Annotated in this window: 18 protein-coding genes; 7 read left to right on the top strand and 11 right to left on the bottom strand. The window is 73.5% G+C overall.

Annotated features, from left to right (window positions below; all coding sequences use genetic code 11):
- Positions 1 to 132 precede the first annotated feature (132 nt).
- Together AC4F3Q_RS12825 and AC4F3Q_RS12830 are read right to left on the bottom strand one after the other, a co-directional pair.
- The gene (locus AC4F3Q_RS12825) at positions 133 to 2,853 is read right to left on the bottom strand and encodes a heavy metal translocating P-type ATPase (RefSeq protein WP_491040300.1); all 2,721 of its coding nucleotides are present in this window, start codon (positions 2,851 to 2,853) and stop codon (positions 133 to 135) included.
- Positions 2,850 to 3,152, bottom strand: coding sequence for a metal-sensitive transcriptional regulator (locus tag AC4F3Q_RS12830; RefSeq protein WP_491040301.1), 303 nt, complete (start codon positions 3,150 to 3,152; stop codon positions 2,850 to 2,852). The genes AC4F3Q_RS12825 and AC4F3Q_RS12830 overlap by 4 nt, the downstream gene beginning before the upstream one ends.
- A gap of 400 nt (positions 3,153 to 3,552) precedes the next feature.
- Here AC4F3Q_RS12830 and AC4F3Q_RS12835 point away from each other — a divergent pair, with 400 nt between their 5' ends.
- From AC4F3Q_RS12835 to AC4F3Q_RS12850, 4 genes are all read left to right on the top strand, one after another.
- Entirely contained in the window at positions 3,553 to 4,896 is a 1,344-nt protein-coding gene (locus AC4F3Q_RS12835) for a quaternary amine ABC transporter ATP-binding protein (protein WP_491040302.1), read from the top strand.
- Entirely contained in the window at positions 4,893 to 5,756 is an 864-nt protein-coding gene (locus AC4F3Q_RS12840) for an ABC transporter permease (protein WP_491040303.1), read from the top strand. Before AC4F3Q_RS12835 ends, AC4F3Q_RS12840 begins: the two co-directional genes overlap by 4 nt.
- A 101-nt stretch (positions 5,757 to 5,857) precedes the next feature.
- A complete protein-coding gene (locus tag AC4F3Q_RS12845) occupies positions 5,858 to 6,772 on the top strand; it encodes a glycine betaine ABC transporter substrate-binding protein (protein ID WP_491040304.1) in 915 nt (304 codons plus the stop codon).
- 161 nt (positions 6,773 to 6,933) lie between these two features.
- Entirely contained in the window at positions 6,934 to 7,578 is a 645-nt protein-coding gene (locus tag AC4F3Q_RS12850) for an HdeD family acid-resistance protein (protein ID WP_491040305.1), read from the top strand.
- On the opposite strand, the gene AC4F3Q_RS12855 is transcribed toward AC4F3Q_RS12850, so the two are convergent.
- From AC4F3Q_RS12855 to hemQ, 7 genes are read right to left on the bottom strand one after another with little or no spacing between them, the layout of a single operon-like run.
- On the bottom strand, positions 7,575 to 10,700 hold the full coding sequence (locus AC4F3Q_RS12855) for a glycoside hydrolase family 2 TIM barrel-domain containing protein (RefSeq protein WP_491040306.1): 3,126 nt from the start codon (positions 10,698 to 10,700) through the stop codon (positions 7,575 to 7,577). The two genes, AC4F3Q_RS12850 and AC4F3Q_RS12855, sit on opposite strands and share 4 nt — an antisense overlap.
- A gap of 40 nt (positions 10,701 to 10,740) precedes the next feature.
- Positions 10,741 to 12,093: a glutamate-1-semialdehyde 2,1-aminomutase gene (gene hemL, locus AC4F3Q_RS12860; RefSeq protein ID WP_491040307.1), complete on the bottom strand. Its 1,353-nt coding sequence runs from the start codon at positions 12,091 to 12,093 to the stop codon at positions 10,741 to 10,743.
- Positions 12,090 to 13,088, bottom strand: coding sequence for a porphobilinogen synthase (gene hemB, locus AC4F3Q_RS12865; protein ID WP_491040308.1), 999 nt, complete (start codon positions 13,086 to 13,088; stop codon positions 12,090 to 12,092). The genes hemL and hemB overlap by 4 nt, the downstream gene beginning before the upstream one ends.
- Positions 13,085 to 13,909: a uroporphyrinogen-III synthase gene (locus AC4F3Q_RS12870; RefSeq protein WP_491040309.1), complete on the bottom strand. Its 825-nt coding sequence runs from the start codon at positions 13,907 to 13,909 to the stop codon at positions 13,085 to 13,087. Before AC4F3Q_RS12870 ends, hemB begins: the two co-directional genes overlap by 4 nt.
- A complete protein-coding gene (gene hemC, locus AC4F3Q_RS12875) occupies positions 13,906 to 14,913 on the bottom strand; it encodes a hydroxymethylbilane synthase (RefSeq protein WP_491040310.1) in 1,008 nt (335 codons plus the stop codon). Before hemC ends, AC4F3Q_RS12870 begins: the two co-directional genes overlap by 4 nt.
- The gene (locus AC4F3Q_RS12880; RefSeq protein WP_491040311.1) at positions 14,910 to 16,295 is read right to left on the bottom strand and encodes a ferrochelatase; all 1,386 of its coding nucleotides are present in this window, start codon (positions 16,293 to 16,295) and stop codon (positions 14,910 to 14,912) included. The genes hemC and AC4F3Q_RS12880 overlap by 4 nt, the downstream gene beginning before the upstream one ends.
- Positions 16,292 to 17,029 carry a hydrogen peroxide-dependent heme synthase gene (hemQ, locus tag AC4F3Q_RS12885; RefSeq protein WP_491040312.1) on the bottom strand — a complete coding sequence of 246 codons (738 nt, stop codon included), beginning with the start codon at positions 17,027 to 17,029 and terminating at the stop codon, positions 16,292 to 16,294. Before hemQ ends, AC4F3Q_RS12880 begins: the two co-directional genes overlap by 4 nt.
- Before the next feature lie 306 nt (positions 17,030 to 17,335).
- Here hemQ and AC4F3Q_RS12890 point away from each other — a divergent pair, with 306 nt between their 5' ends.
- Both AC4F3Q_RS12890 and AC4F3Q_RS12895 read left to right on the top strand, forming a co-directional pair.
- Positions 17,336 to 17,800: a hypothetical protein gene (locus tag AC4F3Q_RS12890; protein WP_168446892.1), complete on the top strand. Its 465-nt coding sequence runs from the start codon at positions 17,336 to 17,338 to the stop codon at positions 17,798 to 17,800.
- Entirely contained in the window at positions 17,797 to 18,261 is a 465-nt protein-coding gene (locus AC4F3Q_RS12895; RefSeq protein ID WP_491040313.1) for a hypothetical protein, read from the top strand. The genes AC4F3Q_RS12890 and AC4F3Q_RS12895 overlap by 4 nt, the downstream gene beginning before the upstream one ends.
- Here the strand turns inward: AC4F3Q_RS12895 and hemG are convergent.
- Both hemG and hemE read right to left on the bottom strand, forming a co-directional pair.
- Positions 18,258 to 19,748: a protoporphyrinogen oxidase gene (hemG, locus tag AC4F3Q_RS12900; protein ID WP_491040314.1), complete on the bottom strand. Its 1,491-nt coding sequence runs from the start codon at positions 19,746 to 19,748 to the stop codon at positions 18,258 to 18,260. The genes AC4F3Q_RS12895 and hemG overlap by 4 nt on opposite strands.
- Positions 19,748 to 20,866, bottom strand: coding sequence for a uroporphyrinogen decarboxylase (gene hemE, locus AC4F3Q_RS12905; RefSeq protein ID WP_491040315.1), 1,119 nt, complete (start codon positions 20,864 to 20,866; stop codon positions 19,748 to 19,750). Before hemE ends, hemG begins: the two co-directional genes overlap by 1 nt.
- Positions 20,867 to 20,914: 48 nt before the next feature.
- Here hemE and AC4F3Q_RS12910 point away from each other — a divergent pair, with 48 nt between their 5' ends.
- Entirely contained in the window at positions 20,915 to 22,180 is a 1,266-nt protein-coding gene (locus AC4F3Q_RS12910; RefSeq protein WP_491040316.1) for a glutamyl-tRNA reductase, read from the top strand.
- Positions 22,181 to 22,224 lie beyond the last annotated feature (44 nt).

Consider the following 22,224-nt stretch of genomic DNA (forward strand, 5'->3'; position numbering starts at 1 on the left):
CGGGCGGGAGCCTCGGGACCGATCGCGTGGAATCGATTACATGACGCTAGGTCAGGAAGCGCTCCCACCACAAGCAGCCAAAACGGGCACCTTCTCAGGGCCCGTCCTGACTGCCTGTTCCCGAGGGCAGGCTCAGGAAGCCCGCCGGAGCCGGATGCTGTTCGTCACCACGAGGACCGAGCTGAGCGCCATCGCCGCCCCCGCGATCATCGGGTTGAGCAGGCCCGTCGCAGCGAGCGGGATCGCCGCGACGTTGTACGCGAACGCCCAGAACAGGTTCTGCTTGATGATCCGCAACGTCGCCCGCGAGATGCGCACGGCTGCGGCCGCGGCGCGCAGGTCTCCGCGCACGAGGGTGATGTCGCTCGCCTGGATCGCGACGTCCGTCCCGGTCCCCATCGCCATGCCGAGGCCCTGCCTGCCCGCCTGCGCGAGCGCTGCGGCGTCGTTGACGCCGTCCCCGACGACCGCGACGACGCGCCCCTCGTCCTGGAGCCGGGCGACGACGTCGACCTTCCCTTCGGGGAGCACGCCGGCGACGACGTCTGCCGGGTCGATCCCCACCTCGCGGGCGACGCGGCGCGCTGCGCCCGCGTTGTCACCCGTGACGAGGAACGGCCGCAGCCCTAGGCCGCGCAGCTCCGCGATCGCGGCGGCCGAGGACTCCTTCACCGGGTCGCGCAGCACGACGACCGCCTGCGGCTGGCCGTTCCACGCGACGACGACCGCGGTCGCGCCGTCCTCCTCCGCGGCGAGGACGGCCTGCTCGGCCGCGTCGTCGTGCGCGCCTGTCTGCTCCGCGACCCAGCCGGGCTTGCCGACGACGACGCGCCGCGACACGTGCGGGCCCGAGTGCGCCGTGCGCACGGTCCCGGACACGCCGCCGCCCGGCGACGTCGTGAAGTCGAGCGCCTGCAGGCTCCCGATGGCGACGCCGTCCGCCCCGACGGCGGGCTCGCCGCCCTCGCCCTCGGCGACAGACTCTTCGCCGAGGTAGGCGCGTGCACGCGAGGTAGAGGCCTCCAAGGCACTACCTCGCGGGGAGACCCCTACCTCGGCGGCGGGGGCAGGGCTGGAGGGGGCAGGGCTGGAGGGAGCCAGGCTGGCGGGGGCGGACGAGAGCGCGACGGGTCGGGCGGGGGCCGCACCTGCAGCGGTGATCGCGCGGGCGATCGGGTGCTCGCTACCGGCCTCGATCGCCGCCGCGTACCGCAGCGCCTCCTCGGCGGTGACGCCGGGACGCAACGGCACGACGTCGGCAACCTCCATCGCGCCCGCCGTAACCGTCCCGGTCTTGTCGAGCACGACCGTGTCGATCCGGCGCGTCGACTCGAGCGTCTCCGGGCCCTTGATGACGACGCCGAGCTGCGCAGCCCGGCCTGTGCCGACGAGCAGGGCGGTCGGCGTCGCGAGCCCGAGCGCGCACGGGCACGCGATGATCAGCACCGCGACCGCGGCGGTGAAAGCCGCCTGGACGTTCGCCGCGTTCGTGCCACCGACGACGAGCCACGCGACGAGCGTGCCGACCGCGAGCACGAGGACGACCGGAACGAACACGGCCGAGATCCGGTCGGCGAGCCGCTGGACGGGCGCCTTCCCGGACTGGGCGTCCGCGACGAGGCGGCCCATCTGGGCGAGCGTCGTGTCCTCGCCGACGCGCGTGGCGCGCACGACGAGGTGGCCGTCCGTGTTGATCGTCGCGCCCGTCACGGCGTCGCCGACCGACACGTCGACCGGCACAGGCTCGCCCGTGAGCAAGGACGTGTCGATCCCTGCGCTGCCGGCGACGACGACGCCGTCGGTCGCGATCTTCTCGCCCGGCCGCACGACGATCTCGTCGCCGACCTGCAGCGCGCCGGTCGGGACCTCGTGCTCGGTCCACGCGCCGGCGCCGTCGGGTTGGCGGACGATCGCGGTCTTCGCGCCCATCTCGAGCAGGGCCCGGAGCGCGTCGCCCGCGCGGCGCCGTGACCGGTGCTCCGCGTAGCGGCCTGCGAGGAGGAACGTCGTGACGACGACGGCGACCTCGAAGTAGAGCTCGGGCATCGCGCTGTGGGCGCGCCGGGGGATCAAGGTGGGCTCCATCGTCATGCCGAGCCTGCCTGCGCCGCCGAGGAGCAGCGCCCACAACGACCACCCTGTCGCGGCGATGACGCCGATCGACACGAGCGTGTCCATCGTCGAGCCGCCGTGACGACCTGCGCGCAGCGCGGCGCGGTGGAACGGCAGCGCGCCCCAGGTGACGACGGGGAGCGAGAGCGCGGCCACGACCCACTGCCAGCCGGTGACCTGGAGCGCGGGGATCATCGACAGGGCGACGACGGGGACGGCGAGCAGCGCGGACGTGCGCAGCCGACGCCGCAGGTCGACGCCGCGGTCCGGCTCGGGCGCGGACGTGTCGGCGTCGGGGTCGTGGTCGTGACCCGCGCCGTGCGCGGAGAGCGCGTGCGCGACGGTGTCGGTCGCGTCGGCGACGTGGGCTGAGTGGTCGGCGGGGCCCGACGGCGCGGCGTCGTCCGCGCGGCTGCCGCCTGCGCTCGCGGCGTGGGAGCCGTGTGGCGCGGCCTGCGCGGCCGCAGCGGCCGGCTCGGCGGGGCGCGTGGTCCTGGTGACACGCGCGGTGTATCCGGCGCGCTCGACCGCGGCGACGAGCTCCGTGTCGTCGGCGACGTGGCCGTCGACAGGGAGGAGGGTTACGCGTGCGGACTCGAGCGGGAGGTTGACGGTCGCGGTCGCGCCGGGGACGCGGGCGAGGCGCTTCTCGACGCGGGCGACGCACGACGCGCACGTCATTCCGGAGACGGCGAGGTCGACGGTGATCGCGTCAGGGACGGTGGTGTGGTCGGTGCTCATCGCAGGAGCCTCCCGATCGCCTGGGTGGCTTCCTCGACCTTGGCGGCCGCCGCCTCGTCGGACTCCTTGGCTGCGTCGACGACGCAGTGGCCGAGGTGGTCGCCGACGAGCCCGAGGCTCACGGCGTGCAGCGCCTTGGTGACGGCGGCGACCTGGGTGAGGACGTCGATGCAGTAGGTGTCCTCGTCGACCATGCGGGCGATGCCGCGGACCTGGCCTTCGATGCGGCGCAGGCGCTTGAGGTAGGCGTCCTTGTCCTGGACGTATCCGTGAGACTTCGAGTGCTCGTCGTGTGCCATGCCATCACTATACCCCTGGGGGGTAACTTAGGCCAGGGGCCGAGGCGTGATGCGTGGATTGTGAAGTGCCACACTCAGGTAAAAGTCACGTTGCTATAACGATCGTGTCGCGAACGTTTCCGCAGGTCAGGCGGGGATCATGGTCAACGTTCCGCAAAGAACTCACCACGACGGCAGGCGTTTTGGCAGCGAGATCGTCGCGAGTGGGGCAAGGTGGTTCGGGGCCTGTGACAGGTCCCGGTGCAGGGTCATACCCCTCGTGCCGCTCCGGCGCCGCCCCCTCGGGTGGTCGTGGCCGCCCCGCGGGCAGAGCCTCCTCCGGACCGGCCGCACGCGCAAGGCGAACGAGGGGAGCGCCCCCTCGCGCCTCACCCGACGGAAGGTGGCGAGCCCGTTCAGCATGACGGCGATACGTGTGGAGAACGTCTACAAGGTGTTCGGTCGACGACCCCAGGAGGCGGTCCGGCGCCTGCGTGAGGGCGCACCCCGGGAGGACGTCAAGCAGCACGGCACCGCCGCGGTCATCGACGCGTCCTTCGAGGTCGCCGAGGGCGAGATCTTCGTCGTCATGGGCCTGTCGGGCTCGGGCAAGTCGACACTCATCCGCATGCTCAACGGCCTGTGGCGCCCTACGTCCGGACGCATCATGCTGGGCGACGACGACCTCGCGACGGTGAGCGCGAGCCGCCTGCGCAGCCTGCGCCGCTCGACCGTCTCGATGGTCTTCCAGCACTTCGCGCTCCTGCCGCACCGCACGGTTCTCGACAACGCCGCGTACCCCCTCGAGATCCAGGGCATCAAGAAGCCGGTGCGCCGAGAGCGTGCCCTCCAGGCGCTCGAGCTCGTCGGCCTGTCCGGCTGGGAGGACTCCCTCCCGTCGCAGCTCTCCGGCGGTATGCGCCAGCGGGTCGGGCTCGCCCGGGCGCTCGCCGCGGACACGGACATCCTGCTCATGGACGAGGCGTTCTCGGCGCTCGACCCGTTGATCCGCCGCGAGATGCAGGAGCAGCTCGTCGAGATCCAGCAGAAGCTCGGCAAGACGATCATCTTCATCACGCACGACCTCAACGAGGCGATGTTCCTCGGTGACCGGATCGCCGTGATGCGCGCCGGACGCATCGTGCAGATCGGCAGCGCGGAGGAGATCCTCTCCGAGCCCGCCGACGATTACGTCGCCCAGTTCGTCGCCGACGTCGACCGCACCCGGGTCCTGACCGCAGGCTCCGTGATGGTGCGGCCCGGAGTCGTCCTCGCGACGAGCGCCGGCCCACGCCAGGCAGCCCGCGCGATGCGCGAGGCCCACGCCTCCGCCGCGTTCGTCGTCGACCGTGACCGCGTCTTGCGCGGCGCCGTCCAGGACTCCGACGTCGTCGCCGCCGCTCGCGCCGGCGCCACCCGGCTCGACCCGGCGCTGCTCGACTCCGCGCACACCGTCGACGAGAGCACCCCGCTGTCCGAGGTGTTCGCGCCCTCGGCCGAGTCCCCGCTGCCCGTCGCCGTCACGGACGACCGAGGCCGCCTGCTCGGCGTCGTGCCGCGCGTCGCGCTCCTCGAGGCGATGGTCCCCCCGGACACCGACGCCGAGGGTGCCGGGGTGAGCGCCACCCCGACCGTCCCTGAGGGTTTCGAGCCGCTTCCGCCCGACGACGGCGTGCCGGGCCTCGCGCCCGACGTCCTGCCCGAGCCGACGACGCAGCTCCCTGCCGTCGGCGTGCGCGCAACGATCCAGGGAGGTGCCCGATGAGCGAGACCATGGTTCCCCGCCTCCACCTCGGCGACGCTGTCGAGAGCTTCGTCGACTGGGTGACCGTCGCCGGCGCCAGCTTCTTCACGGCGGTCAAGGACGGGCTGCTCGCTGTCTTCGACGTCCTCGACACCGCGCTGTCCGCCCCGCCCGCCTGGGCGATCATCCTCGTCGTCGCGGCCCTCGCCTGGTTCGCGAAGGGCTGGCTCCTCGCCGTCGGTGCGGCCGTCGGTCTCGTCGTCATCGGCGCGGTCGACCAGTGGGGCAACGCGATGGACACCCTCGCGCTCGTCATCCTGGCGAGCGGCATCGCCCTGCTCATCGCGATCCCGCTCGGCATCTGGGCTGCACGCAACCGCAAGGTGTCCCGCGTCGTCCGGCCCGTGCTCGACTTCATGCAGACCATGCCCGCGTTCGTCTACCTGATCCCGACGGTCGTCATCTTCCTCACGGGCGTGGTGCCCGGGCTCGTCGCGACGATCATCTTCGCCCTCGCACCAGGCGTGCGCTTCACCGAGCTCGGGATCCGCCAGGTCGACTCCGAGGTCGTCGAGGCCGGGCACGCGTTCGGCGCCACCGAGGGCCGCATCCTGCGGCAGATCCAGCTCCCGCTCGCACTCCCGACGATCATGGCCGGGGTCAACCAGGTCATCATGCTGTCCCTGTCGATGGTCGTCATCGCAGGCCTCACCGGCGCTGCGGGCCTCGGCCGCGAGGTCGTGTCCGCGCTCCAGCGCGTGAACGTCTCGCTCGGCTTCGAGGCTGGCCTCGCCGTCGTGATCCTCGCGATGATCCTCGACCGCACGACGTCGGCGCTGTCGGACCGCGCCCCCGTCGCCAAGGCCCTCAAGGCCGCCTGATCCGCCCTGACACGCCGGGCCGCACGGCCCGGCGCACGTCGCCCTGCCTTCACGGCTCCCGCACCCCTACCCGGGCGTCCACGCGCCCACGAGAGGAACGCATGACCCGCTCGACTCGCACCGCCCTCGCCGCCGTCACGACGGCCGCCCTCGCCCTCGGCCTCGGCGCGTGCGCCAGCGAAGAGGACGCAGGCACCCCGAAGGCCTCCGCCACGGACGACAAGAAGATCAGCATCGGCATCCACGCCGGCTGGGACGAGGGGATCGCCGTCTCGCACCTGTTCAAGGCCATGCTGGAGGACGACGGCTACACCGTCGATGCGGAGACCGCGGACCCCGGGGTCGTGTACACGGGCCTCGCAGGCGGCGGCTACGACCTCAACTTCGACATGTGGCTGCCCGCGACCCACGCGGACTACCTCAAGAAGTACGGCGACGACCTCGAGCAGCTCGGCGTCTGGTACGACGACGCGCGCCTGACGATCGCCGTCAACGAGGACTCGCCCATCACCTCGCTCGCGGAGCTCAAGGACGCCTCGGGCGACTTCGGGGACCGTCTCGTCGGCATCGAGGCGGGTGCGGGCCTGACGCGCATCACGCAGGACGAGGTCGTCCCGACATATGGCCTCGAGGAGATGGACTTCGTCATCTCGTCGACCCCGGCGATGCTCGCCGAGCTCAAGAGCCGCACCGGCGCCGGTGAGAACGTCGCCGTGACGCTGTGGCGCCCGCACTGGGCGTACGACGCGTTCCCGATCCGCGACCTGGAGGACCCCGAGGGTGCGCTCGGGGGTGCTGAGGAGATCCACACGGTGGGCCGCACCGGCTTCGCCGCCGATCACCCGGACGTCGCAGCGCTCATCAAGGCGTTCACGCTGACCGACGAGCAGTTGTTCTCGCTCGAGAACATCATGTTCAACGAGGACGACGGCGCCGACCCGGACAAGTCCGTGCGCACGTGGCTCGAGGCGAACCCGACGTTCGTCGACGACCTCAAGGCCGCTGCGGGGGTCTGAGAGCTCCGGCGCAGCGCCGCGCAAGAACGAGACGGTCCCCGTCGCGTCCGCGAACCGGACGCGACGGGGACCGTCCGCATGTCCGGCGGCGCAGGCTGTTGACCTGGTGCTCGGCGAGGTCCACTCTGGGGCCAACGGGACAAATCATCCAGGGGGCTCTCATGTCCGACACGACTGGCACGGCTCACACCGCTCGACCCGCTCGGCACGCGACCGCGGTCCCTGCCGGGGTTCCGGACCCGTTGGCGCGCATCGCGGAGCAGGTCTGGTGGCTCATCCTCCTGCGGGGCGTCGTCGCGATCGTCTTCGGCGTGATCGCGATCGCCTCGCCCTGGAGCACCGCGGCGGCGCTCGCGATCGTGATCGGGGCCTTCGTGGCGGTCGAGGGCTTGATCGACGTCGTCGAGGCGTTTCGGCACCGGAAGTTCGGCGGGATGGTCCTGCATGCTGTGGTGGGCGCCGTGGGGGTGATCGCTGGCGTCATCATGCTGGCCTGGCCAGGGATCACGCTCGTGGTGGTCGTCTACACGGTGGCGTTCTGGGCGATCATCTCGGGAGTCGTGCAGGTGGCGCTCGGCGCGACGACGCGCGGGCTCTCGGTGGGTGCCCGCATCTGGGTGATCCTCGGTGGCGTCCTGTCGTTCGCGTTCGGCGTGCTGATGCTCACCCAGCCGGCGACCGGGCTCGGCGCGCTCGTGTGGATCATCGGCGTCTACGCGATCATCTTCGGCACCGCTCTCGTCGCGTTCGCGTTCGCCGCCCGGTCTGCGGCCAAGCAGCTCTCTGCTGGCAGCTCGACCGTCTAGGCGTCCGTGACTCGCAGCAGCACCGTCATCGCACGGCTGCCGGGCCACAGCGCGTGCTCGGGCCGCACGTCCATGCCGCACGTGCGCGACCCGAGGCCGTGCTGGGCCGCGTCGAGGTAGAGGTAGGTGCGACTCGGTGACGGCAGCTCGTGCTGGTGCCGGGCGACGTCGAGCTCTTGGGCGGTGTGGCGTACCAGCGTGAACCCGGGACGTGTCCCGAGGGTGCCAGGTCGTGCGCCTGAGCCGTCGGCGATCGTCCGGACCCGGAGCGTCGGGACGTGCTCGCCGGACGTGACGAGCTCGCGCAGGTCGGGACGGTGGCCTGTCTCCTGGGGGACCGCGTACGGCTCGACGAGCTCGTCGACGAGTGACGCGAACCGGCCGATGCGCGCAGCGGAGCGGGAGTCCGCGTACGCCTCACCGGGCCCGGTGCCGAACCATGCGACCTCGTCGAACCCGAGGGGCAGGTCGAGGCGCACGCCGATGCGAGGCCACGTGCAGTCCCACCCGTTCGACGCTTCGAAGCTGGCGTGGACCTCGAGCTCGTCGTCGAGCCAGCGGTAGGTGAGGGTCGTCCCCAGCCAGAGTGCGGTACCCGCCGCCCCGGAGCGCAGATGCACGACGACGGCGTCGTCCCGTGTCTCGACGTCGCGGACGCGATGCTCGAGCCGGTCGAGGCCGCGTTCGCGCCAGCGCGCGGCGGCGGACGGCTGGGCGAGCGACTCCGGGGAGGGAACGTCTCCCGAGGTGGCAGGGTCGACAACCTCGTAGCCAGGCCCTCCCGTGGCGGAGTCGTTCTCCGTCGGTGCGCGCCACAGCTCGGGCTGCGGACCGTCGACGTCGAGGGATCCGATGCGCAGGAGTGCGCCGGTGTCGCGGTCGAACCACGCCTCACCGAGGCGCAGCGCACCTCCGGGGGCGTCGAGACCGGCGGGCATGTCGGTGGGGCTGACCACCTGAGGCGCCGCCGTGCCGTTCCGGCGCCGCGGCGCAGGCGCCGGATCGAGCCCGACGACGCGCGGGTCGATCGCCACCTGGTGCCGGGCGACGACGTGCCCGGCGGGAGCCCAGGGCGTGGCCTCACGGAGCGCAGCCGTGAGCGTCAGGAACACCTCGGAGCCCGGCTCGTGGCGTCGTGCGTCGAGAGCGGTCGGCTGCAAGCTGGTGCTGCGCGCCTCGCCCGCGGGGACGTCTGGTAGGTCGAGAGGTCCGTCGGCAACCGCGCGCCCGTCCACCTCGAGGGACCACGTGACGTCGAGGTCCGCGGTCGACGCGAACGCGCGACGGTTGCGCAGTGTCGCCCGACCAGCGTCGAACGACAGCCGCACTGGTGCGATGACGGCGGCGAGCTCTGCGAGCGCGGGCGACGGCACGTCGTCGGACCTGATGAGGCCGTCCATGACGAAGCTGCCGTCGTGGACGGGTTCCCCGAAGTCGCCGCCGTACGCGTAGAACGGCACGCCGTCACCGGTCGTCGTGAGGATGCCGTGGTCACGCCACTCCCACACGAACGCGCCGTGGAAGCGGTCCGAGGAGTCGAACAGCTCTTCGTATGCCGCGAGAGCGCCTGGCCCGTTGCCCATCGCGTGCGCGTACTCGCACAGCAGGAACGGTTGTGCGCGCAGGCGGGCGGCCTGCGCGGGGGCGGTGACGCCGAAGATCTCGCCGGACTCACCGAGGATCGCACGCACCTCCTCGAGCGTGGGGTACATCCGGGAGTACACGTCGGTGTACGCCCCGGTGCGGTCGCCCTCGTAGTGGACGGGGCGGGACGGGTCGCGGCCGTGCACCCAGCTCGACATGGCCGCGAGGTTGGACCCGGTGCCGGACTCGTTCCCGAGCGACCACATGATGACCGACGGATGGTTCTTGTCGCGTTCGACCGTGCGCTGGATACGGTCGAGGAAGGCGTCGCGCCAGCGCGGGTCGTCGCTCTCGGTGTCGAGCGTGCCGACGAGCTCGAAGCCGTGCGTCTCGAGGTCGCACTCGTCGACGACCCAGAAGCCGAGCTCGTCCGCGAGGTCGAGGACACGCGGGTGCGGCGGGTAGTGCGCGGTGCGGATCGCGTTGATGTTGTGACGCTTCATGAGCGCCATGTCGGCGCGGGCATGGGCCTCGTCGAAGACTCGGCCCCGTACCGGGTGGGTCTCGTGCCGGTTGACGCCTCGCATGACGATGCGCTGGCCGTTCACGGTGAAGCGCGTCCCGTCGATGCGGACCGTGCGGAACCCCAGCCTGAGGCTGACAGTCTCGCCCGGCGAGGAGACCTGGGCGTCGTAGAGGCGGGGAGTCTCCGCGGTCCAGGGCTCTGCCGGGACACGGACGGGGTTGACGTCGGAGGGCGCGTCCCAGCGGACCTCCGCGCCGAGCTCGGGAACGGTGAGCGTCACGGGCCAGGCGCTCGGGCTCGCGGCGATGTCGAGGTCGATCTCGCCGGTGCCGGCGACGTGGTCGTAGCCGGTGCGAGCCCACACGTCGTCGAGCCCGCCGACCGGCCGGGCGAGCAGGGTGACCGAGCGGAAGATCCCGGGCAGCCACCACTGGTCCTGGTCTTCGAGGTAGGTGGCGTCGGACCACTGGTGGACGCGCACGACCAGGACGTTGCGGCCGGGCCGGACGAGGCCTGTGACATCAAGCTCGTGAACGAGCCTGCTGCCCTTGACGACGCCGACCTCGGACCCGTTGAGCCATACGCGGCAGGCCGACTCGACGCCGTCGAGCCGCAGGAGGACGCGTTCGGCGTCGCGCCAGGCGTCGTCGTCGGGGAGCTCGAACGTGCGGCGGTGGTCGGCGGTCGGGTTCGTGCGGGGGACGTGCGGTGGGTCGACCGGGAACGGGTACTGGACGTTCGTGTACCAGGGCCGCCCGCGGGTGCCCTCCCCGGTGAGGACCCAGTGCGAGGGGACGGTGATGGTCTCCCAGCCGGAGTCGTCGAGGAGCACGTCCCAGGGTGGTTCCGTGGCGTCGCTGGCAGGGTCGGCGACGTCGTGCAGCCGGAACCGCCAGGTCCCGTCGAGCTGCAGCGAAGGGGCGTCGGTCGGGAGCCATGCGCGTGCGGGCAGGACGCGTCCGGCGCTGGGGGTGAGGTCAGACAGGTACGTCGGTTCGGTCACGTGCGTCATCTCCGTCGATGGCAGGTGCGTGGGTCGGGGTGCTCGAGCGTCAGCCTGCCGGGCGCGTCGCGTCGGCGGCAGCCCGAGCGGCGGCCGGCAGCGCATCCACGATGCGCCCGACCGCGTCCGCGTCGTGCGCGGCCGTGAGGAACCACGCCTCGAAGACGGACGGCGGGAGCGCGACGCCCGCGTCGAGCATCGCGTGGAAGAACGGCGGGTACCGCCACGACTCCTGCGCCTGGACGGCCGCGTAGTCGCGCGGTCCCGCGACGCCGGAGGCGTGCGCGGGGAAGGTGCCGAACGCGAACGAGAACAGCGACCCCGCACGCTGGACGGTGTGCTCGACGCCCGCGCCGGTGAGCGCGGCGCTGACCGCCTCGGAAACGATGTCGGCGGTGCGGTCGACGTGCTCGTAGACGGCGGCGTCGGCGGCGGCGAGCGTCGCGAGGCCTGCGGCGACGGCGACCGGGTTACCGGAGAGCGTCCCGGCCTGGTAGACGGGACCGAGCGGTGCGAGGTGGTCCATGATCGCGGCGGGGCCGCCGAGCGCGGCGACCGGCATGCCGCCGCCGACGACCTTGCCGAACGTGAACAGGTCGGGAGCCCAGCCTTCGCCGGCGCCCTCGAGGCCCCACCAGCCGCCTGCGGAGACGCGGAAGCCCGTGAGCACCTCGTCGAGGATGAGCAGCGCACCGTGCGCTGCGGTGATCGTGCGCAGCCCCGCGTTGAACCCGGGGTTGGGCGCGACGACGCCCATGTTCGCGGCTGCCGCTTCCGTGATGACCGCGGCGATGCTGTCACCGTGAGCCGCGAAGACCGCCTCGACGGCGGCCAGGTCGTTGTAGGGCAGGACGATCGTCTCAGCGGCGGCCGCAGCGGTCACACCCGCCGAGCCGGGCATCGCGAGCGTCGCGAGGCCCGATCCGGCCGAGGCGAGCAGCGCGTCGACGTGACCGTGGTAGCAGCCCGCGAACTTCACGATGAGCGGCCGCCCGGTGACGCCCCGCGCGAGGCGCACGGCGGTCATCGTCGCCTCGGTGCCCGTCGACACGAGCCGCAGCTTCTCGACGGCGGGCACGCGCGCGATGACGGCGTCGGCGAGCTCCGCCTCCGCGAGCGTCGGCGCGCCGAACGAGAGACCGCGCGCGGCCGCCTCCTGCACGGCGGCGACGACCGCCGGGTGCGCGTGCCCGAGCAGCGCCGGGCCCCACGACGCGACGAGGTCGACGTACTCGCGGCCCTCGACGTCGGTCACGTAGGCGCCGCGCGCCGACGCGATGAGCCGCGGCGTCCCGCCGACCGACCCGTACGCCCGCACGGGCGAGCTGACGCCACCGGGCAGTACTCGCTGCGCGCGCTCGAAGGCGCCGTCATTCGTCGTGGTGTCGCGGGAGTCGGTCACAGCAGCTCCTGGATGGCGGGGTTGGTCGCGGCCTCGAGGGCCCAGTAGGTGAGGGTCATGTCAGCGCCTGCGCGGCGGATCGCGACGAGGGACTCGGCGATCGCGCGCTCGCGGTCGATGTAGCCGATCGCGGCGGCGGCCTCGAGCATCGAGTACTCGCCGCTGACCTGATACGCGGCGACGGGTACCTCGGACGTCGCGGCGACGTCGGCCAGGACGTCGAGGTACGGGCCGGCCGGCTTGACCATGACGACGTCCGCACCCTCCGCGATGTCGAGCCCGACCTCGAGCGCTGCCTCGCGACGGTTGCCGGGGTTCATCTGGTAGGTGCGGCGGTCGCCCTGGAGGGTCGACTCGACCGCGTCGCGGAACGGCCCGTAGAACGCCGACGCGTACTTCGCGGCGTACGCGAGGACGGCCGCGCTCGGGAACCCGGCCGCGTCGAGGGCCTCGCGGACGGCGGCGACCTGGCCGTCCATCATCCCGGACAGCCCGACGACGTCCGCTCCGCGCTCAGCGTGCTGCACCGCCATCGCGGCGTAGCGCTCGAGCGTCGGGTCGTTGTCGACGGAGCCGTCGGCTGCGAGGAGCCCGCAGTGCCCGTGGTCCGTGAACTCGTCGAGGCACACGTCCGTCATGACGACGAGCGCGTTCCCGACCTCCGCGACGACGTCCTCGACGGCGACGTTGAGGATCCCGTCAGGGGCGGTCGCGCCGGAGCCGACGGCGTCGCGCTCGAGCGGCACGCCGAAGAGCATGATCCCGCCGATGCCTGCCTCGGCGGCGCGTGCCGCCTCGCGGCGCAACGAGTCGCGGCTGTGCTGCACGACGCCGGGCATCGTCGCGATCGGCGCCGGCTCGGCGAGCCCCTCCTTGAGGAACACGGGCAGGACGAGCTCGCGCGGGTGGACGCGCGTCTCGGCGACGAGCGCGCGCAGGGCGGGCGTGCGCCGCAGCCTGCGCGGCCGGTGGACGGGGGTGGGAGCGGCGCTCATGGCGTGTGCCTCTCGTCGGTGTCGGGTGCTGCAGTTCCAGACGCGGGTCCAGCCTGCCAGTGTCGTGTGACGGCCGTGCTTCCGCGTAGTGCCGCCTGGACGGCGGCGACGAGCGCGGGGACGTCGGGGCTGGTTGCCTCGCGGGTGATCGTGAGGCCGAGCGTGTGCGCGGTCTCGGTGGTGCGCGGTCCTATCGACACGAGGACGGGCCTCGCCGCGTCGGGGGCGACGCGTGCCCACGTCTCGGCCGTGCTCGACGACGTGAGGACGACGACGTCGACCCCCGCAGCGGCGTCGGGCACAGACAGCGCGGTCTCGGTGACGTACGCGTCGGGTGCGTCGACGTCCCAGCCGGCGGCGCGCAGGCCGTCGACGAGCTCGGGGCGCGCGATCGAGGATCGCGGCGCGAACGCGGTCGCGGGCGGCTCGTCGCGCAGCGCCGCGAGCAGGCCGGTCGCGGTGCGGTCCCACTCGGGCGTGACGTCGACGTCTAGGCCTGCGGCGCGGGCGCGGCGCCCGGTCGACGGCCCGACGACGGCGACGCGCGTGCGCTCCGGGAGCGTGCCGAGGCCGTGGTCGACGAGCGCGTCGACCGTGCGCTCCGACGTGAGCACGAGCCACCCGTACGCGCCGTCCGCGAGGCGGCGCAGGCCTGCGCGCAGGGGTGCGACGTCGTCCGGGTCGCGGAACGAGATGAGCGGCGCCGTGACCGGTTCGAGGCCCGCCGCCGCGAGGGCGGCAGCGAGCTCGCGGCCCGGGCGCCCGCCACGCGGGACGAGGACGCGCACGGCCCGTGCCCGGTCCGCCGCCGTCGTGGTCATCGCAGGGGCGCGATGTCCGCCGCGCCCATGTCCAGGACGAGCTCGGCGAGGCTGACGCCGAGCGCCGCTGCGCTCCTCACGTTGTGCACGAGGATCACGGCGAGCTCCTCGTCCGTCGGACGCGGCTCGCCGGGCAGCCAGGCGGCATTGCAGACCGACGAGGCGCCGTGGCGCAGCACGCGCGACCCGTCGAGCGAGGCGACGACGACCTGGAGGTCGAGAGTCCGGCCGTCGGCGGACACGGTGCCGAGCGCGCCGACGGGTGCGGCGCAGCCTGCCTCGAGGCGGGCGAGGAGCGCACGCTCGGCGGTCGCGGCGAGCCGGGTCGGCAGGTGGTCGAGCGCTGCGATCCCGGGAACCGTGGCTCCGGCACGTTGCTCGACGGCGAGCACGCCCTGCCCGGGGGCGGGCATCATCACGTCGGGCGCGAGCACCTCGGAGACGACGTCGGACCGTCCGAGCCGCGCGAGACCGGCCGCGGCGAGCACGACGGCGTGCAGGTCGGCGTCCGCACCCAGGGCCCGCGCGAGGCGCGTCTCGACGTTGCCGCGGATGTCGACGACCTCGAGGTCGGGGCGCGCTGCGAGGAGCTGCGCCTTGCGGCGCGGTGACCCGGTCCCGACGCGAGCGCCACGAGGCAGTCCCGCGAGGTGGAGGCCGTCGCGTGCGCACAGCGCGTCGAGCGGCGACACCCGTTCGGGCATGGCCGTGATCTCGAGCCCGGGCGCGGCTGCGGTGGGCAGGTCCTTGAGCGAGTGCACGGCGAGGTCGCACGTGTCTGCGAGCAGCGCGTCGCGCAGCGCCGTCACGAACACCCCGGTGCCGCCGAGCTGCGCGAGCGAGGCGCGGCTGCGGTCGCCCTCGGTTGTGACGTGCACGGTCTCGACCTCGACGGGCGTGCCGGCCGCCGCAGCCACCGACGTGAGCGCGTCGGCGACGTGCCCCGTCTGCGTGCGGGCGAGCGTCGAGGCGCGCGTCCCGATCCGGACGGTCGTGGCGGTCACGGCACCTCGCCGGCGACCGCAGGCAGCGGTTCCGCGACAGGGTTGAGGCAGCAGCCGGGGCGGCACACGTCGTACCAGGGGCCGAGCGTGGTCGCCGACCCGCAGCGTCCGCCTGCGGGGGCGGTCGTGCCGTCGTCCGCCGTCACGAGGGTGCGCTCGGCGACGAGGTCGACGAGCCCGCTGACGAACGCCGGGTGCACTCCCGGGGTGGGGACGCGCTCAGCGAGGATCGCGTGCTCCCGGGCTGTCGTCATCGCCTCGTTGTCGAGGTCCCACAGGACCTCCATGTGGTCCGACACGAAGCCGAGCGGCACGATGACGACGGCGTCGACGGCCTGGTCGTCCTCGGGGTCCTCACGCTCGGAGACGGGCTTGGCGAGCTCCTCGATGCGGTCGTTGATGTCCGGCTCGAGCCACGGCGTGCGGGGGTTGCCGGAGCGGGACTGGTAGACGAGCTCCCACGGCACGGTCGTGTCGACGGCCGTCATGATCGCGTCGGCGACGGCGTAGTGCTGCGCGTCGTACGCGCCGCCCTCGGCCCAGGGGATCTCGTGCTCGCCCTCGTCGTCGGTCCCGGTCTGCGGGCCCGTCGCGGACGCGGCCGCCGTCGGGATGGAGTGGGTCGCGAACAGGACGCGGACGCCGTCGGGCGCGACGCCCTCCTGGGCGCACAGGCGCTCGAGCGCCCCGCGGACGCCTTCGACGAACGGCTCGACGAACCCGGGGGAGTCGTAGAACTGGCGCACCTTGTCGATCGTCACCTGCCCGGTGAGACCGGCCGTCTCGATCGCGGCGGCGAGGTCCTCGCGGTACTGGCGGCAGCCGGAGTAGGAGGAGTAGGCGGCCGTCACGACGGCGAGCAGGCGGGTGTGGCCGTTCGCTGCTGCCTCGGTGATCGCGTCGGGGAGGTACGGGTCCCAGTTGCGGTTGCCCCAGTAGACCGGCAGGTCGAGGCCGCGTGCGTCGAGCTCGGCGAGGAGCGCGGCGCGCAGGTCGCGGTTCTGCTGGTTGATCGGTGAGACGCCGCCGTGGGCGCGGTAGTGGACGGCCACCTCTTCGAGGCGCTCGTCGGGGATGCCGCGCCCGCGCGTGACGTTGCGCAGGTACGGGATGACGTCGTCCTGGCCTTCCGGGCCGCCGAACCCGACGAGGAGGACGGCGTCGTAGGGCGCGGGCTCGGCAGGGACGGGCGTGGGGAGCGCCTCGCGGAGGTCGGCGAGGTAGTCGTCGAGGCCTACCTCGACGAGGCCGTGCTCGTCGCTGGTCTCGGCGCCGCAGCCACCCTCGCCGCACGCGCAGGCGTGCGGAGCGGCGTCCGTGGCGGCGCGCTCGGGCTCACCGGGCGTGCGTGCGCCCGGGGTGGGGAGGTCGGTGGCGCTCATGCCTGGCCCACCAGGATCTCGGCGAGCTCGACGGTGCCGACGCGGCGCCCGGTGTAGAACGGCAGCTCGTCGCGGACGTGGCGGCGGGCCTCGGTGTAGCGCAGGTGTCGCATGAGGTCGACGAGGTCGGTCAGCTCGTCCGCCTCGAGGCCGAGCAGCCACTCGTAGTCGCCGAGCGAGAACGCGGAGACGGTGTTGGCGAGGACCTGCGGGTAGTCGCGACCCTTGCGGCCGTGGTCGGCGAGCATCTCGCGGCGCTCGTCCTCGGGGAGGATGTACCACTCGTAGGACCGCACGAACGGGTAGACCGTGAGCCATGCGGCGGGCGGCACGTCGCGCATGAACGCGGGCAGGTGGCGGGCGGTGAACTCCGCGGGGCGGTGCACGCCGAGCGCGTTCCACGTCGGGACGAGCGCGCCGAGCAGCTCGGTGCGGCGCAGCGTGCGCAGCGCTGCCTGGAGGCCCTCGGCGGTGGGGCCGGTGAGCCAGATGATCACGTCGGCGTCGGCGCGCAGCCCGGACGCGTCGTAGGTGCCGCGCAGGGTCACGTCCTCGGGGAGGTGCGCGACGACGGCGTCGAGCTCGGCGGCGAGCTCCGCCGGGACGGCGGCCGTGGCTGCGGCGCGTGCTGCGGGGGTCTCGTCGCGGCGCAGGACCGCCCAGAGCGTGTAGGCGACGGGCTCGGGGCCGTCGGCGTCCGGGACAGCATTTCCGTAGGTGTCCGTGGAGGTCATGCTCAGTAGTCTGCGCCCTTTGCCGGGTGCGTGCGAAACGGTGGCGCACGTTTCGGGGAGTGACATTGTTCTGACGGTCTGTAAAAAAGAGCCGGGCGCTGCCGGCGGCTTGCTGCAGCTCTCGCGGGAAGGCGTGTGCGCCCACATGGTGCTCGTCCCCACCGCGCGTCGTCGGCATCGCGCCGAGTCGCTAGACTCACGTCGCGTTCTCGACCGACCGATAGGAAGATGTACGCCGCACCCTGGACAGGGCACTGGCGGGGTCGCTCGACTGACGGCACGGCGACGGACGGAGGATGGAAGACGATGCTGCCCCTGCAGCTGCTCGACGAGGTCGACGAGCTGACGCACCGCTTGGGAGCGGACCTGATCATGGGTCCGCGTGCTCACCACGCCTACGGCAGCTGGTTGACGGTGCACCTGGACGACGAGTCGATGGAGACGCTGGGCCAGAAGGTCTACGTGACGTCGCTCGAGGACGACAGGGTGCGCGTCGAGGCGGGCTTCGCGATCCGTACCGAGGTCGCCGCGCTCGCGGGGTCGGGCAGGCGGAGCGAGGCAGCAGCCTTCGTCGAGGCGCTCCTGACGGGAGCCGTGCGCGAGGGCGTGGTCCGCGACGTCGTCGGCGGCTGGTCCCGGCTGGTCTGGGAAGGTTCCACGCCGCTCTTCAGCTGGACCGAGGCGGGCCCGACGCCGGACGAGCACGTCCTGTGGCGCCGCACCCTCGGCATGCCGCGCAGCGGCCGCACACCCATGGACGCGACCGCATGAGCCCCGTGAACCCGCAGGAGGACCCGGCCTGGACCGCGGCGGTCGAACGGCTCCACGCCCTCGCGACCCGCGTCTCGTGGGACGTCGCCAGGCCGAGCCCCGGCCGCGTCGAGCTGTCTGACGGTGCTGGCCACCGCATGAGCATCACCTGGTACGACGAGGACACGGCGCGCGTCGAGAGCGGCGAGCTCCTCTCGACGCTCGTCCCGCTGTCCTCCGACCGTCCCTCGGGCGACGACCTGATCGACCACGTCACCGCGATCGCGCGCGGTCGTGCTGCGGAGGGTGTCGTCCTGACGACGGACAGCGTGGCGTGGGCGTCGGTCGTGACGATCGTCGAGGGCACCGACCACCTGTGGCGCAGCGGTGAGCTGACGCGCGGCACGCCCGTCCTGTGGCGTCGCATGACGCCGTGGACGCCGGTCACCCGTCCGTCGAAGCCGGAGGAGCAGCCCGCCTAGGCGAGCATCTCCGCGGCTGTGCGACGCGCGTCCGTCACGACGGCGGACAGCCCCGTGCCGGCGACCCAGGCCCCGGCGACGTGCAGGCCGGGAACGTGCGCGACGGCGTCGCGCAGCCGAGCGACCCGGGCGCGGTGCCCGGTCGCCGCGAACGGCAGCGCGCTCGCGAACCGGACGACCTTCGCCCCGACGACGTGCGCGGGTGTGAGAGGCACGCCGAGGAGCTGCCCGGCGTCGTGCAGGGCTGTGCGCTCGAGCGAGGTCGCCGACGCGTCCCCCGGGTCGGGCTCCCCGCCGAGACGGCCGTAGGAGAGCCGCACGACGTGGTGACCGGGCGGCAGCGAGTCGGCGAGCCACGACCACTTCGCGCTCGCGTGGGTGAGCGCCTTCGCGCGGATGCCGTGCGCAGCGTTGGTCCCGTTGGCGACGAGCACGCCCGTGCCGCGGGGCGCCGCGTCGAGCGCGGGCGCGTCGAGCACGAGGGTGACGAGGTTGACGTGCCCGCTCGGCACGGCCGGGAGGGTCTCGGCGGGGACGTGCGGCTCGAGGAGGCGCGCGGCGTCAGCGGAGGACGTCGCGACGACGACGTGCTCGGCCTCGAGCGTGCCCGCCGCGGACGCGCCGACGGCAGCCTCGTGCGAGCCGGGCCGTGACGGCCCGACGACGTGCACGGCCCAGCCGGTGCCGGTGCGCTCGAGCCGGGCGACGCGCACGGACGTGCGCACGTCGACGCCGAGGGCGGCGAGGTCGGCGAGCAGCGCCGTGACGATCCGGTGCATGCCGCCGCGCAGGCCTGCGACCGCTGCGCCCGACGGCGCAGCCTGGCGCAGCGCGGAGGCGGCGGCGACGAGCGAGCCGTGGCGCGCGACGCCGTCGCGCAGGCCGGGGGCGACGGCGTCGACGTCGAGCACGTCCGCCGACGTCGAGTGGACGCCGCCCGCGACGGGCGCGACGAACGTGCGCAGGACGCGTGAGCCGAGCCGGGCGCGCACGAGGTGCCCGACGGACACTCCGTCGTCCCCGCGGGTGCCGACGCTCGCCGGCAGCACCGTGTCGAGGCGGGCCCGCAGCCATGCGCGGGTACCGAGGGCGCGACGCACGTCGGCGAGGTCGCCGGGGATGCCGAGGACGCCCGAGCGGGGCAGCCGCGTGAGGACGTCGGGGGAACGCACCCAGGCGGAGGCGGACGACGGCGCTACGACGTCGTCGACGAGCCCGAGCTCGGCGAGGAGCTCGGGGACCGCGGTCGAGCGCGTCGCGAACGACTCGGCGCCCGCGTCGACGGTGACCGCCGTGAACGGTGACGACTCCGGGCACTGCGGTTCTGCGCCGTCGATGCCCCCGCGCGTGACGGTGAGGGGCCCGACGGCGCCGCCCGCGTGCGCGCGCGCCTCGAGGACGATCACCTCGTGCCCGGCGCGCGCGAGGTCGCGTGCGAGGACGAGGCCCGCGACCCCGCCGCCGACGACGACCGTGCGCCCGTCCATCACCGCTCCTCGACCCGCGCCTCGTGGACGGTCCGCACGACCGCGCTGAGCACGTCGGGGTCGGCGTCGGGCGGGACACCGTGCCCGAGGTTGACGACGTGCGCGGGCGCCGCGAGGCCGCGGCGCAGCACGTCGTGGACGTGCGCCTCGAGCGTCGCGGGCGGCGTGAAGAGGAGGGCGGGGTCGATATTCCCCTGGAGCGGCGTGCGGTGCCCGAGCAGGGCAGACGCCTCGTCGAGGGGGGTGCGGTGGTCGACGCCGACGACGTCCGCCCCGACGTCGCGCATCGCCCCGAGGAGGTGGCCCGTGCCCGTCCCGAAGTGCACGACCGGGACACGCGCGCCGCCGAGGTCGAGCGCGTGGACGCCTTCGAGGGCGAGGGCGGAGAAGGGGGCGACGGACGCCTCGTAGTCGGCGAGGGAGAGGGATCCGGCCCACGAGTCGAAGAGCTGGACCGCGCTCGCCCCGGCGCGCACCTGGGCCACGAGGAACGTGCCTGTCACGCGCGCGCACCACGTCAGCAGTCGCGCCCACAGCTCGGGGTCGGCGTGCATGAGCGCACGAGCAGCGAGGTGGTCGCGTGACGGTCGCCCTTCGACGAGGTAGGCCGCGAGCGTGAACGGAGCGCCGCCGAACCCGATGAGGGGCGTGTCGCCCTGGCCGCTCGCGCCCGGGTCTGCGGCGAGCCCGGCGACCGACAGCTCGACGGCCTCGCGCACGGGCGCGAGCGCCTCCTCGGTGAGGTCGAGTGCCTCGAGCCGCGCGACGTCGTCGGCCGTGCGGACGGGGGCGCCGAGGACGGGCCCGACGCCGGGCGCGATGTCGACGTCGACGCCGGCGAGGCGCAGGGGCACGACGATGTCGGAGAAGAACACGGCGGCGTCGACGCGGTGGCGGCGCACGGGCTGGAGCGTGATCTCGGCGGCGAGGTCGGGGCGCAGGCAGGACTCGATCATGCCGACACCCTCGCGGACGCGCCGGTACTCGGGCAGCGAGCGGCCTGCCTGACGCATGAACCACACGGGGGTGACGTCGGGTCGCTGACCTCGAAATGCGCGGACAAGACGAGAATTATCTGTCGTCCTGTCAGTTAGGGGGTGGTTCTCTGAGACGCTCATCACGCGATTGTGCCCCGAATTCTTGTCGGTGATTGAATCGTGCCTGCCGTGAACATCTTCTCCTTTGCAGCCTCCCACCACGACCTCGGGCTCGACGAGCTCGAGGAGCTCAGTGCAGCCTCGGGAGCCCTCGGGGAGACCTTCGTCGCGGACCCCACCCTCACCGAGGGTGTCGTCGTGCTCGCGACGTGCAACCGGTTCGAGGTCTACGTCCACGCGCCCGCGAGCGCCGGCCCAGCGGAGGTTGCCGACCTCGTAGCACGCCGCGTCGCGAGCGCGACCGGCCTCACCCCCGAGGGCGTCCGCGCCGCCCTCACCGCGCGTACGGGAGCCGACGCCGCCCGGCACCTCCTCGAGGTCGCGTCCGGGCTCGACTCGATGGTCGTCGGCGAGCGAGAGATCGCAGGCCAGGTGCGGCGAGCCCTCGGCTCCGCGCGCGCACGCGACACGACGAGCCCGGACCTCGAGCGCCTGTTCGGCCACGCCTCCCGCGTCTCGAGGCGCGTCGAGTCGGCGACCGGCCTCGGCGCCGTCGGCCGCTCGATCGTCGGTGTAGGCCTCGACCTCGCGGGTGAGCACCTGGGGCCGTGGCGCCTCACGCGCGCCGTCCTCATCGGCACCGGCTCCTACGCCGGCGCCTCTCTCGCTGCGCTCCGCGCTCGCGGCTGCCACGACGTCCGCGTCTTCTCGAGGTCCGGCCGGGCCCCCGCGTTCGCGCGCGCCCGCGGCGTCGCTGCGATCGAGGAGGGCGGCCTCGTCGACGCTCTCGCCGACGCCGATCTCGTCGTCTCGTGCTCGGGCCGCATCGGCACGGTCCTCGATGCGGCTGCGGTGCGCACCGCGCGCGAGCGCGCGACCGAGCAGGCGGAGCAGCTCGCCCACGAGCCCGACCCGAGCGTGCGGCCGCTCGTCGTCCTGGACCTCGCCCTGCAGCGCGACGTCGAGGCGGACGTCGCCGACGTCGACGGCGTCTTGCTGTTCGACCTCGCGAACGTCCGCGCGCACGCTCCTGCAGCGGGCGCCGAGCCTGTGCGGCGTGCGCACGAGATCGTCGACGCGGCGGTCGCCGAGCTCGACGAGCTGGCGTTCGCGCGCCGTGTCGACCTCGCGGCGCTCCCCCGGATCCGGGCGGCGCAGGCCGACGCCGCGGCCCGCCTCGACGAGGAGCGCGCAGCGCTGGCTGCACGCGGGGTCGGCGGCGCCGAGGAGCGCCGTGCCGAGCGTGCCGTGCGCCGCGCCGTGGCGGCTGAGCGGCACGCCCGGATCATGGCCGCGAAGCAGGCGTCGCGCGCCGCGCTGACTGCAGCGCGCTGAGCGGCGGTCCGCACGTCAGTCGTCAGGCCTGTGGCGCCGAAGGG

Source organism: Flavimobilis sp. BM9 (assembly GCF_058313055.1).